Annotated in this window: 16 protein-coding genes; 11 read left to right on the plus strand and 5 right to left on the minus strand. The window is 71.6% G+C overall.

Annotation, left to right across the window (positions count from 1 at the left end; translation table 11 throughout):
• The first annotated feature begins 24 nt into the window (after positions 1–24).
• The 6 genes from frr (at position 25) to KK087_RS09705 (ending at position 4,349) form a co-directional block, all read left to right on the plus strand.
• Positions 25–579 (plus strand): ribosome recycling factor, encoded by a 555-nt coding sequence (frr, locus tag KK087_RS09680; RefSeq protein ID WP_027465871.1) that lies wholly within the window; start codon positions 25–27, stop codon positions 577–579.
• Positions 579–1,589, plus strand: a complete 1,011-nt coding sequence (locus KK087_RS09685; protein ID WP_250892728.1) for a phosphatidate cytidylyltransferase — start codon at positions 579–581, stop codon at positions 1,587–1,589. Before frr ends, KK087_RS09685 begins: the two co-directional genes overlap by 1 nt.
• 91 nt (positions 1,590–1,680) lie before the next feature.
• Positions 1,681–2,229 (plus strand): DivIVA domain-containing protein, encoded by a 549-nt coding sequence (locus tag KK087_RS09690; RefSeq protein WP_214528616.1) that lies wholly within the window; start codon positions 1,681–1,683, stop codon positions 2,227–2,229.
• Between the two features lie 186 nt (positions 2,230–2,415).
• On the plus strand, positions 2,416–3,288 hold the full coding sequence (locus KK087_RS17395; RefSeq protein WP_307858377.1) for an aggregation-promoting factor C-terminal-like domain-containing protein: 873 nt from the start codon (positions 2,416–2,418) through the stop codon (positions 3,286–3,288).
• Between the two features lie 12 nt (positions 3,289–3,300).
• On the plus strand, positions 3,301–3,603 hold the full coding sequence (locus KK087_RS09700) for an Rv1322 family protein (protein WP_214528615.1): 303 nt from the start codon (positions 3,301–3,303) through the stop codon (positions 3,601–3,603).
• Complete coding sequence (locus tag KK087_RS09705) at positions 3,600–4,349, plus strand: alpha/beta hydrolase (RefSeq protein WP_214564964.1); 750 nt, start codon at positions 3,600–3,602, stop codon at positions 4,347–4,349. The genes KK087_RS09700 and KK087_RS09705 overlap by 4 nt, the downstream gene beginning before the upstream one ends.
• An 88-nt stretch (positions 4,350–4,437) precedes the next feature.
• Here the strand turns inward: KK087_RS09705 and KK087_RS09710 are convergent, their stop codons facing one another.
• Positions 4,438–6,279, minus strand: coding sequence for a coiled-coil domain-containing protein (locus tag KK087_RS09710; protein WP_214564965.1), 1,842 nt, complete (start codon positions 6,277–6,279; stop codon positions 4,438–4,440).
• Between the two features lie 184 nt (positions 6,280–6,463).
• Here KK087_RS09710 and KK087_RS09715 point away from each other — a divergent pair, with 184 nt between their 5' ends.
• Together KK087_RS09715 and KK087_RS09720 are read left to right on the plus strand one after the other, a co-directional pair.
• A complete protein-coding gene (locus KK087_RS09715) occupies positions 6,464–8,206 on the plus strand; it encodes a DUF8094 domain-containing protein (protein ID WP_214528612.1) in 1,743 nt (580 codons plus the stop codon).
• Positions 8,203–9,210 carry a tetratricopeptide repeat protein gene (locus tag KK087_RS09720; RefSeq protein WP_214564966.1) on the plus strand — a complete coding sequence of 336 codons (1,008 nt, stop codon included), beginning with the start codon at positions 8,203–8,205 and terminating at the stop codon, positions 9,208–9,210. The genes KK087_RS09715 and KK087_RS09720 overlap by 4 nt, the downstream gene beginning before the upstream one ends.
• Positions 9,211–9,430: 220 nt before the next feature.
• Here KK087_RS09720 and glgB read toward each other — a convergent pair whose 3' ends face one another.
• The 3 genes from glgB to KK087_RS09735 form a co-directional block, all read right to left on the minus strand.
• Complete coding sequence (gene glgB / locus KK087_RS09725) at positions 9,431–11,995, minus strand: 1,4-alpha-glucan branching protein GlgB (RefSeq protein WP_214564967.1); 2,565 nt, start codon at positions 11,993–11,995, stop codon at positions 9,431–9,433.
• The gene (locus tag KK087_RS09730) at positions 11,992–13,992 is read right to left on the minus strand and encodes an alpha-1,4-glucan--maltose-1-phosphate maltosyltransferase (protein ID WP_214564968.1); all 2,001 of its coding nucleotides are present in this window, start codon (positions 13,990–13,992) and stop codon (positions 11,992–11,994) included. Before KK087_RS09730 ends, glgB begins: the two co-directional genes overlap by 4 nt.
• A gap of 165 nt (positions 13,993–14,157) precedes the next feature.
• A complete protein-coding gene (locus tag KK087_RS09735; protein WP_214564969.1) occupies positions 14,158–16,230 on the minus strand; it encodes a glycogen debranching protein in 2,073 nt (690 codons plus the stop codon).
• A 59-nt stretch (positions 16,231–16,289) separates the two neighbouring features.
• Here KK087_RS09735 and KK087_RS09740 point away from each other — a divergent pair, with 59 nt between their 5' ends.
• Positions 16,290–17,471 carry a cysteine desulfurase family protein gene (locus KK087_RS09740; protein WP_214565020.1) on the plus strand — a complete coding sequence of 394 codons (1,182 nt, stop codon included), beginning with the start codon at positions 16,290–16,292 and terminating at the stop codon, positions 17,469–17,471.
• Between the two features lie 250 nt (positions 17,472–17,721).
• Here the strand turns inward: KK087_RS09740 and KK087_RS09745 are convergent, their stop codons facing one another.
• Positions 17,722–18,027 carry a hypothetical protein gene (locus KK087_RS09745; RefSeq protein ID WP_214564970.1) on the minus strand — a complete coding sequence of 102 codons (306 nt, stop codon included), beginning with the start codon at positions 18,025–18,027 and terminating at the stop codon, positions 17,722–17,724.
• Between the two features lie 118 nt (positions 18,028–18,145).
• Between KK087_RS09745 and KK087_RS09750 the strand changes: the two genes are divergently transcribed.
• Positions 18,146–18,640, plus strand: coding sequence for a GNAT family N-acetyltransferase (locus tag KK087_RS09750; protein ID WP_214564971.1), 495 nt, complete (start codon positions 18,146–18,148; stop codon positions 18,638–18,640).
• Positions 18,641–18,754: 114 nt separating this feature from the next.
• Complete coding sequence (gene prfB, locus KK087_RS09755) at positions 18,755–19,864, plus strand: peptide chain release factor 2 (RefSeq protein ID WP_071244840.1); 1,110 nt, start codon at positions 18,755–18,757, stop codon at positions 19,862–19,864.
• The last annotated feature ends 10 nt before the right edge of the window (positions 19,865–19,874 follow it).

Raw genomic sequence — 19,874 nt, forward strand, 5'->3', positions numbered from 1 at the left:
CGCCAGTACCGAAGGAGTAACACCGTGATCAGTGATGTCCTGACCGAAGCCACCGAGAAGATGGCGAAGGCTGTCGAGGTCGCCAAGGACGACTTCTCGACCGTCCGCACCGGCCGCATCAACGCGGCGCTCTTCCAGAAGATCCCGGTCGAGTACTACGGCACGCCGACGCCGCTCGCGCAGCTCGCGTCGCTGCAGACACCCGAAGCCCGCACGCTCATCGTGACGCCGTACGACAAGACGGCGCTCAAGGAGATCGAGCGTGCCATCGCGACGTTCCCGAACCTCGGCGCCAGCCCGACGAACGACGGTGACATCGTCCGCGTGACGATCCCGGAGCTCACCAAGGACCGCCGCAAGGAGTTCGTCAAGCTCGTGCGGACGAAGGGCGAAGACCACAAGGTCGTCGTCCGGAACATCCGCCGCAAGGCCAAGGACGACCTCGACGCACTCAAGGGTGAGATCTCCGACGACGAGATCTCGCGCGGCGACAAGGACCTCGAGGCCCTGACGAAGAAGCACGTCGACCAGATCGACGAGTCGCTGAAGAAGAAGGAAGCCGAACTCCTCGAGGTCTGATGCGTCGCTCCGACCAGGGCGATGACCGCCCCACAGCAGAGCACGGGCCCGCGTCGAGCGGGCCCGTGAAGAAGGGGCTCCGTCAGGACTTCGATGCGCGCGCTCGAGCGGCCCGCACCGACTTCGAGGCGCAGCTCCGCCAGCGGAAGGCCGACTTCGGCGCGCGCAACGAAGCGCTGACGGCACGGACCGGGCGCAACCTGCCGGCGGCGATCGGCATCGCGCTCGTGTTCGCCGTCGTCATGCTCGGCACGCTGCTCCTCTGGAAGCCGTCCTTCATGGTGGTCGCGGCCTTCCTGCTCGGCGTGGGGGTGTACGAGCTGACGAGCGCGATGCGGTTCGCCGGACGCGACGTCCCGCGGATCCCGAGCGTGGCCGTCGCGATCGCGATCGTGCCGGCGGCGTTCCTGCTGGGCCAGGTGGCAGCGCTGTTCACCCTGCTCGGTGGCATCGTCCTGATCAGCGTCTGGCGGCTGGTCGAGGTCGCCCTCGCGCGGCCGAAGCCGCCGGCGGGCAACGTCGCCCGTGACCTCACGAACGGCCTGTTCGTGCAGGCGTACATCTCCCTGCTCGGCGCCTGCGTCGTCCTGCTGTCCGCGCAGCCGGACGGCCAGCTCTGGGTGATCGGGTTCATCCTCGTGGTGGTCGCGGTCGACACCGGTGCGTACGCGACCGGGCTCAACTTCGGCAAGCACCCGATGGCACCGCGCATCAGCCCGAAGAAGACCTGGGAGGGCTTCGCCGGGTCCGTGGCGGCGAGCATCGTCGTCGGCATCCTGGTCGCCTGGCTCATGCTCGGCCTGCCCTGGTGGACCGGTGTGGTGCTCGGGGTGCTCATCTCCGGCTCCGCCACCCTCGGTGACCTGACCGAGTCGATGATCAAGCGTGACCTCGGCATCAAGGACATCTCGTCGTTCCTGCCCGGACACGGTGGTCTGCTGGACCGGATCGACAGCATCCTGCCGTCGGCCGCGGTCGCCTACGTGCTCTACCTCGTCGTCAACCACTGACCCTGCGACACCGCCCTTCCCGACGCGGGGCTGAACGCGGCACTCAGCGCGTCCAGGTTGTGCCACGGGTCGGGACTGGCAGAATGACGCCGTGGCCACCACCTTCCCGACCGCAGCCCGTTCCGCCCTCGGTTACGACGTCGACGAAGTCGAGCGTTTCCTCGAGGACGCCCGGCGCGCGTACTCCGCCGACGACAGCGCCCCCGGCATCGAGGCCGCGAAGATCCGTGCCACGGCGTTCTCCATGCGCAAGGGCGGGTACTCCACGTCGCACGTCGACGCCGCCCTGGAGCGGCTCGAGGACGCCTTCGCCGCCCGTGAGCGTGAGCGCGAGATGAGCGAGGTCGGCAAGAAGGCCTGGTACTCCGAAGCGCGGACGAAGGCCTCCGACGTCGTCGCGCGGCTCGAGCGACCCGACGGCCAGCGGTTCAGCCGGGTCAGCGTCCTCGGCACCGGCTACCACCCGAAGGACGTCGACGCGTTCGCGGCCCGGCTCGACGGCTACTTCCGTGAGGGCAAGCCGCTCAGCCTGACCGAGGTCCGCTCGATCGTCTTCCGTCCGAAGCACGGCGGGTACCGCGAAGCCCAGGTCGACGCGCTGCTCGACGCCGTCGTGGAGGTCATGCTCGCGGTCCGATGACGACGCGCTGTCCCCAGGTGCTTCGCTTTCCGTGATCGTTCCGTTACCCTGGTCCTACTCATGGGCAGGCACACGGCAGACTCAAGCTCCGACCGCGATTCCCGCGAGCACCTCGGCCTCCAGGCTTCCGGTGAGCGCCGCGCGGCAATGCAGCGAACCCGATCGACGGACACGTCGGCTCTCGGGGTGACCCCACCGGCCACGTCGGCGATGACGGGCCCGGTCGCGACGCCGAAGTCGGTGGCCGCCAACCGCGTGTCCGACGAGCGCGTGGCGTCCTTCGCCCACGACGCCCTCGACGAGGCGGTCCAGCACACGGCGAAGCAGCGCACCGCGACGGTCCAGCGCCGCGCGACGGCGACGCTCGCCCAGCCCGCCCGCGTCTCCTCGGTGAACACCGTCGCCCGCAAGCGCGCGACGGCCCCGATGATGTCCTTCGTCGGCGTGTTCCTGTTCGCAGGCGCCTCGCTGTTCAACCCGCTGCAGGCCGACGTCGCCCAGGCCGCCGTCGACACCCCGGTCCTCGTGAAGTCGCCGGCGCCGCAGCAGTACACCGCGCACGGCACCTACGGCGAGGTCGCCGCCGACCGTGACGGCTACGACGTCACGGTGCCGGCCCCGAAGGTCGTGAAGCCCGTCGTCGAAGAAGCCGACGAGGCCGACGCCGAGGCCACCGACGACACCGCCGACGCAGCAGCTGCCGAGACCGAGCCGGTCTCGGCCGCCAACACCCTCGCTGCCGTCGCTGCGACCCCCGACCCGGGCAGTGCGCAGGCGATCGCCCTGGAGCAGGTCACCGCCCGCGGCTGGGGCACCGACCAGTACAACTGCCTCGTCTCGCTGTGGAACAAGGAGTCCGGCTGGCGCGTCAACGCGTACAACCCGAGCGGTGCCTACGGCATCCCGCAGGCACTCCCGGGCAGCAAGATGGCCACGGCCGGCGCCGACTGGCAGACGAACCCCGCGACGCAGATCACGTGGGGCCTCAACTACATCGCCGGCGTCTACGGCACCCCCTGTGGTGCGTGGGGTCACAGCCAGGCCAACAACTGGTACTGATCGGCTGCTCGGGTGCCGCGCAGCAACCGACCGCGGCGTCCCCGCGGTCGCGACGTCGAGCCTGACGAGGAGACCACCCTCGACCGGCTGATGGGTTCGTGGAAGCGCACCGAGCACCGCAGGGGACGCGAGTACCAGGTGCAGCCGATCTCCGCCGCGTCCGCGCAGAAGGAGTACATCTGCCCGGGCTGTGGCGGCACGGTCCTGCCGGGCACCGCGCACGTCGTGGTGTGGCGTGCCGACGGGGTCCTGGGCGACGCCGCTGACCTGGCGTCGCGGCGGCACTGGCACAACCACTGCTGGAGCATCGCATGACCGAGCACGACGCCACGCCCGACGCGGAGATCCGGTCGGCCACGGAACTCCCCGCCCGTCGCACCGACGTCGAGCTCGTCACGGACGACCACCTGACCCTCGTCGGCGAACTCGCCGAGCCCGCCGATCTCCCGTCCCGCGGCGCGATCGTCACGCTCCACCCGCTGCCCACCGCGCACGGGTTCATGGACTCACACGTGCTCAAGAAGGCGGCCGCACGGTTGCCGGCGCTCGCGGACATCGCGGTCCTGCGGTTCAACTTCCGTTCGGTGACGTCACCGCGCGGCACGTCCGAGGGTGTCTTCGGCGAGGGGGTGTCCGAGGGGTTCGACCTCCGTGCAGCCGTCGCCGAGGTGGTCGACCGCGGTCTGCCGACACCCTGGCTGGTCGGCTGGTCGTTCGGGACCGAGGTGATCCTCAAGCACGCGCTCGAGCACGTCGAGGCCGGCACGGTCGCCGGGGTCGTCCTGTTGTCCCCGCCGCTGCACCGCACGTCCGACGAAGAACTCGCGCGCTGGGCAGCCGTCGACGTCCCGGTCGTGGCGCTCGTCCCGGAGCACGACGACTTCCTGCAGCCGGACGCGGCGGCGAGGCGGTTCGCGCTCGCCCCGAACGTCCGGGTGGTGCCCGTCGCGGGTGCGAAGCACCTGTGGGTGGGGGAGCGGTACGTGCGGATCGTCCTCGACGCGATCGCCGACCTCGTCGTGCCGGGCAGCGCGCCGCTGCCCACCCACTGGCCGGTCTGAGGAACGGTCGGGGTACGCCCAGCAGCCCGCCGCGCCGGTCAGGTGAGCCGGTCTGGAGGCGCGGGGTGCGCCTCCAGGCCGTCGACCGTCAGCGGTCGGTCACGTCCACGTCGTCGTCCTGGGACGCAGCGGAGGCTGCGGTGGGTGCCGTGCCCAGCAGGCCCGTGGCGTTCGTGAGGACGCCGCGAAGGTTCTCGAGGTAGCCGGCGACGGCTTCGCGCTCGGTCCGGATCGCCGCCAGGCGGTCCTCGGCCTCGGCGATGATGCCGGCCGTGCGCTCCTCGGCGTCGGCGACCATCCGGTGCACCCGGTCCTGCGCGTCGGCGACGATGGTGCGCGCGTGCTCCTGCGCCTCGGCGGTGCTGGTGCGCTCGAGGTCGTCGGCCTCCTGCTGCAGGCGCTCGGCGCGCTCACGGGCCTCGGTCGCGCGGCGCGTGGCCTCGGCGAGCTGCAGGTTCGCCTCGTCCAGGTACTTCTGCGTCTCGGTCACGGTCTCGTGGTGCTTCTGCAGGTAGTCCTGTTCGGCGTCGTCACGACGTGACGCGAGCTCCGACTCGAGCGTGGTGCGGGCCTCATCGCGCTCACGGGCGATCTCGGCACGGACCTCGTCGCGCTCCTTGGCCAGACCGGCGCGGGCGGTGGCGATCTCCTGCTCGAGGGCGGTGCGCTCGGCTTCGAGCACCCCGAGCTCGGCGGTGCGGCGGTCGGCGATCTCGGCGTCGACCTCGGCGTGCTCGCGCTCCCGGCGGGCCGCGATGGCGTTCTCGTGCTCGCGGACGGCCCGCTCGGCTGCGGCGTCGGCCTCGGCACGCTCCTGCGCGATCCGGGCGTCGTGCTCCTCGAGCTCGCGGGCGATCCGGTCGGCGGTCTCCTGCACCAGACGTGCGTTCTCGACGCGCGTCTGCTCCTCGTCGACCCGGAGCTGCGCCTGGGCGGCCTCGATCTCCTGCGCGAGGGCGGTGCGGGCCGCGGCGAGTTCGCGGTCCCAGCCGGCGCGGGCGGCGGCGAGTTCCTCGTCGAGCTCCCGGCGGCGGTCGGCGATCTCGCTGTCGAGCTCGGCGCGACGGCGGGTGACCTCGGACTCGAGCTCGGCGCGACCGGTCTCGAGGGCCAGCGCGTGTGCCTGCTGCTCCTCGTCACGCTCTCGGTGCCAGGCGGCACGGCCCTCGGTGACCTCGCGCTCGAGGGCCTGGCGTCGCGTCGTCTCCTCGCGGTCGAGGTCCTCGGTGCGGCGTGCGTGGTCGGCCTCGAACACGGAACGGCGGTGCTCGGTCTCGCGGTCGAGCTCGGCGGCCGCGGTGCGGGCGTCGGCCGACTCGCGCTGGGCGATCTCGCGCAGTTCGGCGACCTCGTGCTCCACCTGGGCGCGGAGCGCGTTGGTCTCGCGGATGGCGACGGAGCGGACCTCGGCGGCCTCGGTCACGGCGGCACCGCGCACGGCGGCGGCCTCGTTGCGGGCGTCCTGGGCGAGCAGCCCGGCCTCGGCGCGGGCGCGCTCGACGGTGTCGGCCGCTTCGGCACGGGCGCGGGTGAGCTCGTTGCTGGCGCGGGTGCGGGCGTCCTCGAGGGTGTCCCGCGCTTCTTCCTGCGCTTCGCGGACGGTGCGCTCGGCCTCGGCGCGGCTCGAGGCGCGGAGACGCTGGGCGTCGATGTCCGCCTGGCTGATGAGCCGGGTCGACTGCTCCTCGGCGACGCGCAGGGTGGATTCGAGGCGGGTGCCCAGACCGCTGTAGGTGGGGGTGCCGGCTTCGTCGAGCTCGCCCTGCAGCTCGGACACACGGGCCTGCAGGAGACGGATCTCCTTCGCGGCGTCGGCGCGGTCGTTGTTCGACTTGATGAGCTCGCGGCGCAGGTCGTTCAGCGAACGCTCCACCTCGTCGCGGCGGTACCCGCGCAGCTCGGTCCCGAACTCGGCCTCGTCGTTCGCCACGTGTCGCTCCTGGGTGCTCGGCGGAGGGCCCGGATCGGCCCGCGGTCGATTGTAGTGGCGGCCGAAGCGGGTCGTCTGAGTCCGGCGACAGCGCGGATTGATGCGCTGTCCAGCGTTGCTCGCTATCCTGAGTCGCTGATTCGCGCGCCGACATCCCCACCCCGGCGCGGTAGGGAGAGAGTTCGTGCGATTCGTCCTGGCGATCGTCAGTTTCGTCATCGGCCTGCTGCTCGTCGCGCTGGCGGTGGGGCAGCGGACCGTGTTCGCGCCGCCGTCCTCGCTCGTGGCCGAGAGTTCGACGACCAGTTCCGCCCCGGTGACGGTGATCCCGGGGACGACCCTCAACGCCAACCCCGGCTACCAGCGCATCAACGTGTCCGGCTCCGGCAAGGTCTTCGCGGCGTACGGCAAGACCGCCGACGTCGACGCCTGGATCGGTGACGCCGAGCACACCACGCTCCGCTTCGACGCCGAGAAGGGGTCGCTCGTCGGGTCGACCTCCGGCAGCGAGACGAGCGTCCCGTCGCCGAAGGGCAGTGACCTCTGGTACCAGGAGTACGACGGTGCCGGGCAGTTCACCGTCCGCCTGCCCCAGGACGTCTCGGTCCTGATCGTGAGCGACGGCCAGGCCGCAGCCCCGAGCGACGTGTCCGTCACCTGGCCGCAGGACACCGCGACCCCGGCGGTCGGCCCGCTGCTCGTGGCCGGCGGCGTGTTCGTCCTCGGAGGTCTCGTGCTGCTCGTCCTCGCCTTCCTGCACCAGCGCCGTGGCCGCGGTCCCCGCCGTCGCAGCGGTGGCAGCCGTCCGCCGCGGGTGCGTGCCTCCCGCCGTGCCGCCGCCGCCGGAGCCCAGGTGCCGCGTCGCGGTCGTCGCGGCACGCGTGCGTTCGTCGGCGTCCCGGTGCTGCTCGTCGGTGCCCTGACCCTGGCCGGCTGCTCCTCGGACTACTGGCCGCAGGGAGGGGACCCCTCGCTCGCCACGCCGACCCCGACGGCCACCGCCACGGGGGCAGCGGAGACCACCGAGCCGACCGCCGCGACCAAGCAGCAGATCACCCGCATCGTGCAGCGCACCGCGGCCGTCGCGAAGCAGGCCGACGGGGCGCGCGACCGCGACCTGGCGCGGACCCGGTTCTCCGGAGCGGCACTCGACCTCCGCCTGGCCAACTACTCGATCCGTGGCAAGGACTCGGACGTCAAGGCGCCGCCGGCGATCTCGGCCGCACAGGTGTGCGTCGCGCTGCCGCAGCAGACCGACACCTGGCCGCGCACGGTCTTCACGATCGTCGCCGAGGACTGCGACGCCAAGTCGGCCCCGCAGGCCCTGACCCTGGTGCAGGACACCGCCCGCGATCCCTACAAGGTGGCGTACGACGTCTCGCTCGAGGCCGACGCGAAGATCCCGAGCCTCGCCCCCACGACGATCGGCGCCGCGCTGCTCGCGCCGGAGTCGAAACTCCTGACGATCCAGCCGGACCAGGTCGCGACCGCCTACGGCGACATCCTGTCGAAGGACACCGCCAGCGAGTACGCCGACCTGTTCGCGACCGAGGGCGACGCGCTCCGGACGACCATCGGCAAGGCCTACAAGGACAAGAAGGCCAAGGCCCTGCCGGACACGGCGAAGATCGAGTACTCGTCCGAGGTCCCCGCCGACTCCGCCGTCGCCATCGCGACCGACGACGCCGGCGCCCTGGTCTCCGCCGACCTGGACGAGATCGAGAAGGTGACCCCGACCGCGTCGGGCGCCGAGGTGAACACCGAGGGTGCCGTGAAGGCGCTGTCCGGCGTGGACACGAGCAAGAAGGGCATCAGCGCGACCTACAGCGTCCAGTTGCTCTTCTACGTGCCGCCGGTCGCCTCGGATGGCAAAGTGGTCCTGCTCGGGTTCACGCAGGGCCTGACAGCAGCGAGTGAGGTGCAATGAGCAACATCCCCCCGACCCCGTCCGGGCTCCGCGGAGCCGTGGACCTGTCGTCCCTCGTCGACCGCGCACAGCGGCCGCCCCAGCCGTCCGGTGCTCCGGCCCCGGCGGGTCCCGCCGGAGCCGCGCCCGGTTCCGACGTCGGCACCGCGAACGGTGCCGGCCCGACGGTCCCGTCGCTCGTGATCGACGTCACCGACGCCACGTTCCAGGACGTCCTCGAACTGTCGAACGTCGTCCCGGTCATCGTGGACATCTGGGCCGAGTGGTGCGGGCCGTGCAAGCAGCTCTCACCGATCCTCGAGCAGCTCACCGCGGAGTACGACGGCCGCGTGGTGCTCGCCAAGGTGGACGCCGACACGAACCCGCAGCTCGTGCAGGCCTTCCAGGCGCAGTCGATCCCCACCGTGGCCGCCGTGATCGGCGGACGCCCGCTCGGGCTGTTCGTCGGGGCACTGCCGGAGGCGCAGGTCCGTGACGTCTACGAGCAGGTGCTCCAGGCCGCCGAGCAGAACGGCGTGTCCGGCCGTGTGACCGTCGACGGGGCTGCCCCGGTCGAGGCTGCCGAGCAGGGCGAGCCGGAGCCGGAACCGCTCCCGCCGCACCACCAGGCCGCGTACGACGCGATCGAGCGGGGCGACTACGCCACCGCGATCGAGGAGTACAAGACCGCCATCCTGCAGGACCCGCACGACCAGATGGCCGTGGCCGGGCTCGCGCAGGTGTCGCTGCTCGACCGGCTGAACGGGCGCACGGCGGACGAGATCCGTGCGGCTGCGGCCGCCGGCCCGCAGGACGTCCAGGCGCAGCTCGCCGTCGCCGACCTGGACATCTCGGGCGGGCACGTCGACGACGCCTTCGGGCGTCTGCTCGACCTCGTGCCGACGGTGTTCGGCGACGACCGGGAGGCCCTGCGCGTCCGGCTCGTCGAGTACTTCGAGCTCATCGGCAGTGACGACCCGCGCGTGGTCGCGGCGCGTCGCCGCCTCGCGAGCGCCCTGTACTAGACGATGCGGCGTTGCAGACGCCGTCGTCACACCGAGACGCCGCCGAATTCGGCGGCGTCTCGGCGTTTCCGGGGCGTCTCGAGGACACGACGGCGTCTCGCGGACACGACGGCGTCCCGAACATCGCGATGGACCCGGCGACGGACGGACGGGAGGCCCGGTGCCAGCTGGCACCGGGCCTCCCGTCCGTCTGTCGGTCGCGTCCGGGACGCGGGTCGGGCTACGGGGCCAGCTTCAGCCAGACGGCGCCGAGCGGCGGCACCACCAGGTGCGCCGAAGCGGGACGGCCCGCCCACGGGGTGTCCTCCGCCGTGACGACGCCGAGGTTGCCGACTCCGGAGCCGCCGTACTCGGCAGCATCGGTGTTGAGGACCTCGTGCCACTCGCCAGCGGTCGGCAGCCCGAAACGACGCTCCACCGGCACGCCGGAGAAGTTCACGAACACCGCGACGCGGTCGGCGCCGTCCTTCCGCAGGAACCCGAGGGTCGAGTGCGGTGCGTCGCCGCCCTCGAGCCACTCGAACCCGTCGGCCGTCGCGTCGTGCGTCCAGAGCGCGGGGGAGTCCTTGTACACGCGGTTGAGCTCCGCGACGAGGTCCTGCACGCCCCGGTGGCCGGGCTGGTCGAGGAGCCACCAGTCGAGCCCCTTCACCTCGGACCACTCCGAGGGCTGCGCGAACTCCTGGCCCATGAACAGCAGCTGCTTGCCGGGGTGCGCCCACATGAACGCCAGGTAGGCGCGCACGTTCGCGAGCTTCTGCCACTCGTCGCCGGGCATCTTGCCGTACAGCGATCCCTTGCCGTGCACGACCTCGTCGTGGCTGATCGGCAGGGTGAACTGCTCGCTGAACGCGTAGACGAACGAGAACGTGATCTCGTCGTGGTGGTAGCTGCGGAACGCCGGGTCACGCTGCACGTACTCGAGCGAGTCGTGCATCCAGCCCATGTTCCACTTCTGCCCGAACCCGAGCCCGCCGGCACTCGTCGGCTGGGTCACGCCCGGCCACGAGGTGCTCTCCTCGGCGATCATCACGATGCCGGGGTAGCGCTTGTACGCCGTCGCGTTGGTCTCCTGCAGGAACGCGATCGCGTCGAGGTTCTCGCGGCCGCCGTGGATGTTCGGCAGCCAGTCCGTGCGGGAGTAGTCGAGGTAGAGCATCGAGGCCACCGCGTCGACCCGGAGGCCGTCGATGTGGAACTCCTCGAACCAGTACAGCGCGTTCGCGACCAGGAAGTTCCGCACCTGCGGCTGCCCGAAGTCGAACACGTAGGTGCCCCAGTCGAGCTGCTCGCCGCGGCGCGGGTCCGGGTGCTCGAACAGCGCGTAGCCGTCGAAGCGGCCGAGGGCCCACTCGTCCTTTGGGAAGTGCCCGGGGACCCAGTCCATGATCACGCCGATGCCCGCGGAGTGCAGGCGGTCGATCAGGTAGCGCAGGTCGTCGGGGGAGCCGAAGCGTGCGGTCGGCGCGTAGTACCCGGTGACCTGGTACCCCCACGAGCCGCCGAACGGGTGCTCGGCGAGCGGCAGGAACTCCACGTGGGTGAAGCCGGTGTACTCCATGTGGCCGATGAGCTGGTCGGCGACCTCGCGGTACGACAGGCCGGGGCGCCACGAGCCGAGGTGCACCTCGTAGACGCTCATCGGGGCGTCGTGCGTGGTGGTCTGGGCGCGGCGCTCCATCCACGCGGCGTCGCCCTCGGACCACGTGTACGTGGACTCGGTGACGACCGATGCCGTCGCCGGTGCGATCTCGGCTTCGCGGGCGAACGGGTCGGCCCGCTCCACCCAGCCGGAGTCGGTGAGGATCTGGAACTTGTAACGCTGGCCGACGACGGCGCCGGGCCAGAACAGCTCCCAGACGCCCAGGTCGCTCAGGCGGCGCATCGCGGTGGTGCGGCCTTCCCAGCCCTCGAAGTCGCCGATCACGCGGACGGCGGTGGCACGGGGTGCCCAGACGGCGAACGCGACCCCGTCGACCCCGTCGACGGTGCGTGCGTGTGCGCCGAGGTGGTGCCAGAGCTGCTCGTCACGGCCCTCGCCGAACAGGTGCAGGTCGAGCTCGCCGAGCGTCGGGGCGAACCGGTACGCGTCGTCGGTGGTCCAGGTGGCGTCGTCCTCGTCCGAGGACTCGTCGTAGTCGTACTCCGACTCGACGCGGTAGCGACCGAGCGAACCGGTCGTGGCGCCGGCCCAGAGCCCGTCGCCCTCGTGCGTGAGCTCGATGTCGTCGCCGTCGGGGCGCACGACCCGAACCGCGCGGGCCAGGTGCCGGACGACGCGCACGCTGGTGCCGCCGTCGACCGGGTGCGGGCCGAGCACGTCGTGCGGCTGGGACCAGCGGCCCTCGGCGACCTGCAGACGCAGCCAGTCCTCGATCGGTACCGGACGCGGGTCCGTGGGCGCACCGGCGTGAGCCGCGGCCGGGACCGGCTCCGCGGTGGACGCCGGAGCCGCGGCAGCAGCCGTGGGGGCGTCCGGGGCGTCGACGGAGGCGGGCCGGACGACGGGGGTGGCCCCGGACGTCGGGGGCTTCGGGGTGTCCGACGGGGCGGCGGCCGCGACGGACGGCTGCCGCGGATGCGTCGGGTCGGCGGGGTGCCCCGCGAGCGTGGCGGACTCCGCCACGCCGCGGTCGGGTGCCTCGCGCTCGGTCGGCGGGGCGCCTGGAAGGTCTTCGTCCGGGGCGGAGACCTTCGGCTCGTACCGCGGCACGGCCGGCGGCGGAGGCGGTACCGGCGGGACGGCCGGTCCGCGCTTCGTGGGGTCGGTCGGGTCGGTGGTCATCGGTGGGGTCCTTCCACGACGAGCAGGTGCACGGGCTCCTGGAACGCGTCCAGGCGGACGTAGTTCGACGCGCCCCAGGTCCAGCGCTGACCGGTCACGACGTCACGGACGTCGAACAGGCCCTCGGTCGGCAGACCGAGTACGGCGAGGTCCAGGTGCACGGTGGCCTCACGGGCGGAGTGCGGATCGACGTTGACGACCACGATCACGGTGTCGGCGCGACCCGAGCGGATGAACTCCGCCGGCAGGTGCTTCGAGTAGACGACGATCGCCGGGTCGTCGGCGGCGTGCACGTGCAGGTTCCGCAGCTGCCGGAGCGCGGGGTGCGCGGCGCGGAACCGGTTGAGCATCGTGACGTACGGGGCGAGGGATGCGCCCTCGGCCTCGGCCAGGGCGAAGTCACGCGGCTTGTACTCGTACTTCTCGTTGTCGATGTTCTCCTCGGAGCCCGGGCGGGCGACGTCCTCGAAGAGCTCGTACCCGGCGTACATGCCCCACGTCGGCGCACCGGTGGCGGCGAGCGCCGCACGCACCTTGTAGCCGGCGCGGCCGCCGAACTGCAGGTACTCGGTGAGGATGTCGGGGGTGTTCACGAAGAGGTTCGGGCGCAGGTAGTCGCTCGTCTCGTGGGAGAGCTCGGTGAAGTAGTCCTCGATCTCCTCCTTCGTGTTCCGCCAGGTGAAGTACGAGTACGACTGCTGGAACCCGGCCTCGGCGAGCGCGCGCATCATCGCCGGGCGGGTGAACGCCTCGGCGAGGAACACGGTGTCGGGGTGCTCGTCGCGGATCTCTCGGATGACCCGCTCCCAGAACCACAGCGGCTTGGTGTGCGGGTTGTCCACGCGGAAGATGCGGATGCCGAAGGCGATCCAGTGGCGCAGGACACGCTCGACCTCGGTGACCAGGCCCTCGGGGTCGGTGTCGAACTGGATCGGGTAGATGTCCTGGTAGCGCTTCGGCGGGTTCTCGGCAGTCGCGATCGAGCCGTCGGCGCGCTGCGTGAACCACTCCGGGTGCTGGGTGACCCATGGGTGGTCGGGGGAGCACTGCAGCGCGAAGTCGAGCGCCACTTCCATGCCGGTGTTCTTCGCCGTCTCGACGAAGTCGCGGAAGTCGTCCTCGGTGCCGAGGTCCGGGTGGATCGCGTCGTGGCCGCCCTCGGGGGAGCCGATCGCCCAGGGGCTGCCGGGGTCGTTCGGTCCGGGGGTGAGCGTGTTGTTCGGCCCCTTGCGGGCGGTGGTGCCGATGGGGTGGATCGGCGGCAGGTAGATGACGTCGAAGCCCATCCGCGCGACGGCGGGCAGGCGGCGGGCCGCGGTGCGGAAGTCGCCGCTCTTCCACGAGCCGTCCGGGTTCTTCTTCGCGCCTTCGGAGCGGGGGAAGAACTCGTACCAGGCGCCGACGCCGGCGCGGGTGCGTTCGACGTCGAGCAGTTGGGTGGCTGAGTGGGTGCGGAGCGAGGTGAGCGGGGCGTCCTCGACCTCGGCGACGATGCGCGGGTCGTCGACGGCGGCCAGGCGCTCCGCCGGGTCGAGGTCGGTGTCGCGGACGCGCGCGGCTGCGCGGGTGGCGGCCGGGGAGCCGGTCTCCTCGGCCAGCCGGTCGAGCAGCACGGCACCGTCGAGGAGCGTCGCCTCGGTGTCGACGCCGGCTGCGATCTTCAGGCGTGCGCCGTGGAGCCAGCTCGCCCAGTCGTCGGAGTACGACTCGACGTGCCACGTCCAGACGCCGACGTGGTCGACCTGCACCGTGGCTTCGTAGCGGTCGGTGCCGGGGGCACCGAGGGTCATGGGGACGGTGCGGGTTCCACCGTCTGGGCGTTCGAGGACGAGGTCGGCGCCGATGATGCCGTGTCCTTCTCGGAAGACGGTTGCACCGAACGTGATCACCTCGCCGTCGAATGCCTTGCCGGGGAAGCCGTTCGGCGTCCTCGGGGCGAGCTCGGTGATCGGGATGCGCCCGATCTTCGGGCGGCGGGGTCGGTCTGCGGTGGCCACGGAGGCGACGCTACCCGGAAGGACGGGGAGTGTTCCCGGGTCGCGTGTCGCGACGAGCACGCCCGGGCGCGCCGGACGGCGGACGGGAGGCCCGTGGCGGGGGGGGGCCACGGGCCTCCCGTCCGCCTGTCGGTCGCGTCGAGCGGCCGCACCCGCCTGCGCGCGCTACGCCACCTCGAACAGGTGGATGCCGGGGCCGTAGGCGGTGAAGACCTGGCCGGCGGGACGGAGGCGCTCGTGGTCGCGGTGCTTCTCGCTCGACCAGGCCAGGCGGTAGCCGAGGACGTCCTCGCGCACCGGCAGGGTGAGGTCGCGGGTGCGTCCGCTGCCGTGCACGACGACCAGGACACGGTCGAAGGGCTCGTGCTCCGGCGTCGACTCGACGAAGTACTGCAGGGCGCGGTGGACCGGCTGGTCCCAGCCCTCGATCGTCATCGCCTGCCCGTCCGGCCCGTACCAGGACATCCGCGAGGCACCGGGGGTCTCCTGCCCCTCGACGCCGAAGCGCGTGGGGCGGAGTGCCGGGTGCGCCTGCCGGAACCGGGCCAGCGCGGCGACGGCCTCGGTCATGGTCTCGGCGTCCTCGTCGTCCGACCAGTCCACCGGGGTCAGGTCCTCGGACACCACGTACGCGTTGTTGTTGCCGTGCTGGGTGCGGCTCCGCTCGTCGCCGGCGGTGAGCATCGGCACCCCGGCGGACAGCATCAGCGTCGCCACCAGGTTGCGCATCGAGCGACCGCGTGCGGCGCGAACCCCGCGATCGGCGGTGTCGCCCTCGATGCCGTGGTTGAAGGATCGGTTGTCGTTCGAGCCGTCGCGGTTGTCCTCGCCGTTCGCCTCGTTGTGCTTGCCGTCGTACGACACCAGGTCGAGCAGGGTGAAGCCGTCGTGCGCGGTGACGAAGTTCACGCTGGCCAGCGGGCCACGGTCGGCACCGAAGACGCTCCTCGACCCCGTCAAGGCCTCAGCCAACCGGCCGATGCCGGTCTGCGGCAGGCCGGTTCGGCGCTCCTCGGCGATGTCGGTGAGCCAGAACTGCCGGACGGTGTTCCGGAAGCCGTCGTTCCACTCGCTCGTGCGGTCCCCGGCCGCGCCGAAGGACCCGGTCTTCCAGCCGTCGGGGCCGACGTCCCACGGCTCGGCGATCACCAGGGTGTCCTGCAGGTCGGGGTGGCTCCGGATCCGCTCGAGCAGCGGGTGCGTCGGGTCGAACCGGTGCTCGCCGTCGCGGGCCAGGGCGGCCATCAGGTCGAAGCGGAACCCGTCGACCCGCACCTCGCGCGCCCAGTACACCAGGCTGTCGACGATGAGGTCGGCGGTCGCCTCGACCGAGGTGTCGAGGGTGTTCCCGCACCCGGTGGTGTCGTAGTAGGAGTCCCGGTACGGCGACGCGGAGCGCGCCCAGCGGTACCGGTTCGCGCCGTCGATGCCGCGCAGGCTCGTCGTCGGACCGCCCAGCCCTTCTTCCGCGGTGTGGTTGTAGACGACGTCGAGGACGACCTGGATGCCGGCCTCGTGCAGCAGCCGGACCATGCCCTTGAACTCGCGCAGGACGGCGTCGGCGCCCTCCTGCTGGGCCGGGGCCGAGGCGTGGGCGGCGTGCGGGGCGAAGAACCCGAGCGTGTTGTAGCCCCAGGCGTTCTCGCGGCCGGCGTCGCGGAGCCACCGCTCGGTGTCGAACGCCTGCACGGGCAGCAGCTCGAGCGTCGTGACCCCGATGCGGTGCAGGTGCGCGATCGTGCTCTCGTGCGCGACCCCCGCGTAGGTGCCGCGGAGGTGCTCCGGCAGGTGCGGGTTCGCGGCCGTCAGGGTGCGGACGTTCGCCTCGTAGACCACGGCGCGGTCGAGCGGCACCTGCGGCTTGACGACGCCGCCCCAGTCGAACGCGTCGTCGACGACCACGCTGGTCCAGCGAGGTCCTGCCGCTTCGTCGTTGCCCGTCGGCAGGATGCCGCGCGCGTACGGGTCGAGCAGCGGCCGGGTCGGGTCGAACCCGTGGCGCGGCCCCACCGGACCGTCGACGAGCAGGTGGTACCGGTCGCCCGGTCGGACCCCGGGAACCTCGGCGGTCCAGACGTCCGTGTCCGGCACGCGCTCGAGCGGGTGGGTGGTCGCCTGGTCCGCCCCGCTCGCCACGACGAGGACGACACTCGTCGCCGTCGCGGACCGCAGGGTGAACCGGGGGACGGTCCCGCCGAGGGAGAACCCCGGCATCAGGTCGATCGCTGTCTCGTGCACGCGACAAGGGTACGAGGACCGGCGCGTATCCTGGACACTGCTCGATCCAGGGGGTGCATTTGTCGGTCTACCTCGACCACGCCGCGACGACGCCGATCCTGCCGGAGGCGCTCGCCGCCTTCACCGATGCCCTCGGCACCGTCGGCAACCCGTCGTCCATCCACAGCGCCGGGCAGCGCGCCAAGATGCTGCTCGAGGACGGCCGCGCCGCGGTCGCCCGCTCGCTCGACGCCGACACCGTCGAGGTGGTGTTCACCTCCGGAGGCACCGAGAGCATCAACCTCGCCGTGAAGGGGCTGTTCTGGGCTCGCCAGCGCGACCGCCAGCGACCCCGCATCGTCGTCCCCGGCGGCGAGCACCACGCCACCGTCGACACCCTGACCTGGCTGGAGACGCACGAGGGTGCCGTCATCGACGTGGTCCCGCTGGATGCGCAGGGTCGCGTCGACCTCGCCGGACTGGAGGCGCGCCTCGCCGACGCCTCGGACGTCGCCCTGGTCACGTTCCTGTGGGCGAACAACGAGGTGGGCACCATCCAGCCCGTGTCGTGGATCGTCGAGCTCGCGCACGCCGCCGGCGTGCCCGTGCACAGCGACGCGGTCGCCGCCTACGGGCAGGTGCCGGTGTCGTTCGCCGGGTCCGGCCTCGACGCGCTCAGCGTCTCCGCGCACAAGGTCGGCGGCCCCGTCGGTATCGGTGCGCTCGTGCTCGGACGGAAGGCCACCGTCGAACCCCTCATCCACGGTGGTGGGCAGCAGCGGCAGGTGCGCAGCGGCACGCAGGACGCCCCGGCGGCCGCGGCCTTCGGCGTGGCGGCCAGCGCGGTCGTCGCCGAGCCGATGCCGCACCCGTCACTCGTCGCCCTGCGGGACCGTCTGGTCGCCGGGGTCCGTGCGGCCGTGCCGTCGGCGGTGCTGATGGGGGACCCCGTCGACCGGCTGCCGGGCAACGCACACTTCACGTTCCCGGGGTGCGAGGGCGACTCGCTCCTGTTCCTGCTCGACGCCGCCGGGGTCGCGGTCTCGACCGGGTCGGCGTGCCAGGCCGGTGTGCCCGAGGCGTCGCACGTGCTGCTCGCGATGGGGCTGTCGGAGCAGGACGCCCGTGGTGCGCTCCGGATCACGCTCGGCCACACCACGACCGATGCCGACGTCGACGCGTTCCTGACGGCGCTGCCGGATGCGGTCGCACGGGCCGGTGCAGCGGGGATGGCGTCGCGGGAGCCGTTGCTCGGGCGGTAGGTCATTGCCCCGCTCGTACCAGGGCTCCGCAACCGATGGATCGAAGCGCGGGCCTGTGCCGTGTCGTAGTGTCCTCAGGGTGCGCATCGCGCTCGGTCCGACCGGGATCGAGGCGGAGGAACGATGCCGTCAGGGGGAGTCATGACAGGACTGGTTTGGGTCGGCGCGGTCATCGCGGGGCTCGTGGTTCTTGCGCTCTTGGCTCGCGGCCGACGGTAGGGCGACCAGCGGTCCTCGGCCGTGCTCGCCCCTACGGAAACGGCTGCCGTCGGATCCAGACGCCGACCCAGACGTGCGAGAGGCCGGTCACAGCGAGACAGACCATCGCCCACCCGACGACTCTGTGCCCGGTCGCGACCCAGAACACCCCGAGGGTGAGGATGAGCGCGGCCACGAGAGCACTGAAGGCGAGCAGGAGGAAGCTGATCACGGGACTGGCGTTCTGGGTGAGCTGCGCGTCACGGACCCAGGTCGGGTTCCGAACACGCCACACGACGATCGCGACGGTGCCCAGCAAGACCGCGATGCTCGCTCCGAGCAGAACTGTTCCGGCCACGGCGCGATGGTAGCTCGACACGACCCCTCGCGAGGCAGCCCAGAACCGCCTGGCGCGATGTCCATGAAGGGATCGCCACCGACGCGCATCGTTGTGATACTTGGTCATGCTCGAGTTGGTGAGACCGCAGACGGCGTTGTACGAGGCGTGGGCTGAAGCACATGCCGAGTGGGGGCCGGGCGTGCACGAGGACGGGTTCGGCATCACCGCCCACGACGACGTCGGCGACGAGGACGGGTTCCGCACCTGGGTCGGCCGACTGCACGCCAGACCCGGGGCGCTCTGGTGGATCGTCGAGGACGGCCGTGTCCTGGGCGGGATCGCGCTCCGGGCTCCGGGGGACGCGGCCGGCGTGCAGCGGTTCGGCCATGTCGGGTACGGGATCCGCCCGTCCGCGAGGGGTCGAGGCGTGGCGACGTGGGCGCTGGGCCAGGTGCTCGCGCACGCGTCGCGGGTCGGGATCGACCCGGTGATCGCCGTCTGCCGTGATGACAACGACGGCTCCATCGGGGTGTTGGAGCACTACGACGCCGTCCTGCTGTCGACCGAGCGCCGCGGTGGCGTGCGGCTGCGACGGTACGCGATCGCCAGGTCGCACCGGAGGCCCGGATGACCGGGCCGGGGCGGGGGTGCGAGGCGTGCGGAGGAAGACCGCGACCAGCGGGACGGACCCGCGCCGGGCCTCCCGGTCGGCCGAGCCGGACTCGCGCCGGTAGGATCGATGACCATGGTCGAACTGGACTTCACCGAGCAGCTCTCCGCCCTTCGCGAGACCTTCGGCAACATCCGCTCGGTGGTCGACGTCGACCGCCTGCAGCGTGAGATCGCCGACCTCAGCGAGCAGGCCGGGGCCCAGGACCTCTGGGACGACGTCGACCATGCGCAGCAGGTGACGAGCGCGCTCTCGCACCGGCAGTCGGAGCTGAAGAAGATCACCGACACCGAGCAGCGCATCGACGACCTCGAGGTGCTGGTCGAGATGGCGAACGAGGGCGACGACCAGGAGTCCGCCGACGAAGCGCTCGCCGAGCTCAAGGCGATCCAGAAGATGATCGGCGACTTCGAGGTGCAGACGCTCCTCGACGGCGAGTACGACGACCGTCCTGCGGTCATCACGATCCGCGCGGGTGCCGGCGGTGTCGACGCCGCGGACTTCGCCGAGATGCTCCTCCGCATGTACCTCCGGTACGCCGAGCAGCACAACTTCAAGACCACCGTGATGGACACGTCCTACGCGGAAGAAGCGGGCATCAAGTCCGCGACGTTCGAGATCGACGCGCCGCACGCGTTCGGCACGCTGTCGGTCGAGGCCGGCACCCACCGGCTCGTCCGGATGTCGCCGTTCGGTGCCGCCGGCAAGCGCCAGACGTCCTTCGCCGCGGTCGAGGTCATCCCGCTCATGCCGGAGACCGCCGTCATCGACATCCCCGAGAACGACATCCGCGTCGACGTGTTCCGCTCGTCGGGCCCCGGCGGGCAGTCCGTCAACACGACCGACTCCGCGGTGCGCCTGACGCACATCCCGACCGGCACCGTCGTCTCGATGCAGAACGAGAAGTCGCAGATCCAGAACCGTGCGGCCGCCATGCGCGTGCTGCAGTCGCGCCTGCTCCTCCTGAAGAAGGAAGAGGAGAACGCGAAGAAGAAGGAGCTCGCCGGCAACATCACGGCGAGCTGGGGCGACCAGATCCGGTCCTACGTCCTGGCGCCGTACCAGATGGTCAAGGACCTCCGGACGGAGCACGAGGTGAACAACCCCTCAGCCGTGTTCGACGGCGATCTGGACGGGTTCATCAACGCGGGCATCCGCTGGCGCAAGCAATCCGCCGCTGAGTAGGGGTTCGTGA

The sequence above is a fragment of the Curtobacterium aurantiacum genome, from assembly GCF_018598555.1.
Taxonomy (GTDB): Bacteria; Actinomycetota; Actinomycetes; order Actinomycetales; family Microbacteriaceae; genus Curtobacterium; species Curtobacterium aurantiacum.

Coding starts and splice junctions, on each gene's coding strand:
- KK087_RS09685 (WP_250892728.1), top strand. CDS start 579: ATGCGTCGCTCCGACCAGGGCGATGACCGCCCCACAGCAGAGCACGGG.
- KK087_RS09705 (WP_214564964.1), top strand. CDS start 3,600: ATGACCGAGCACGACGCCACGCCCGACGCGGAGATCCGGTCGGCCACG.
- KK087_RS09720 (WP_214564966.1), top strand. CDS start 8,203: ATGAGCAACATCCCCCCGACCCCGTCCGGGCTCCGCGGAGCCGTGGAC.
- glgB (WP_214564967.1), bottom strand. CDS start 11,995: ATGACCACCGACCCGACCGACCCCACGAAGCGCGGACCGGCCGTCCCG.
- prfB (WP_071244840.1), top strand. CDS start 18,755: ATGGTCGAACTGGACTTCACCGAGCAGCTCTCCGCCCTTCGCGAGACC.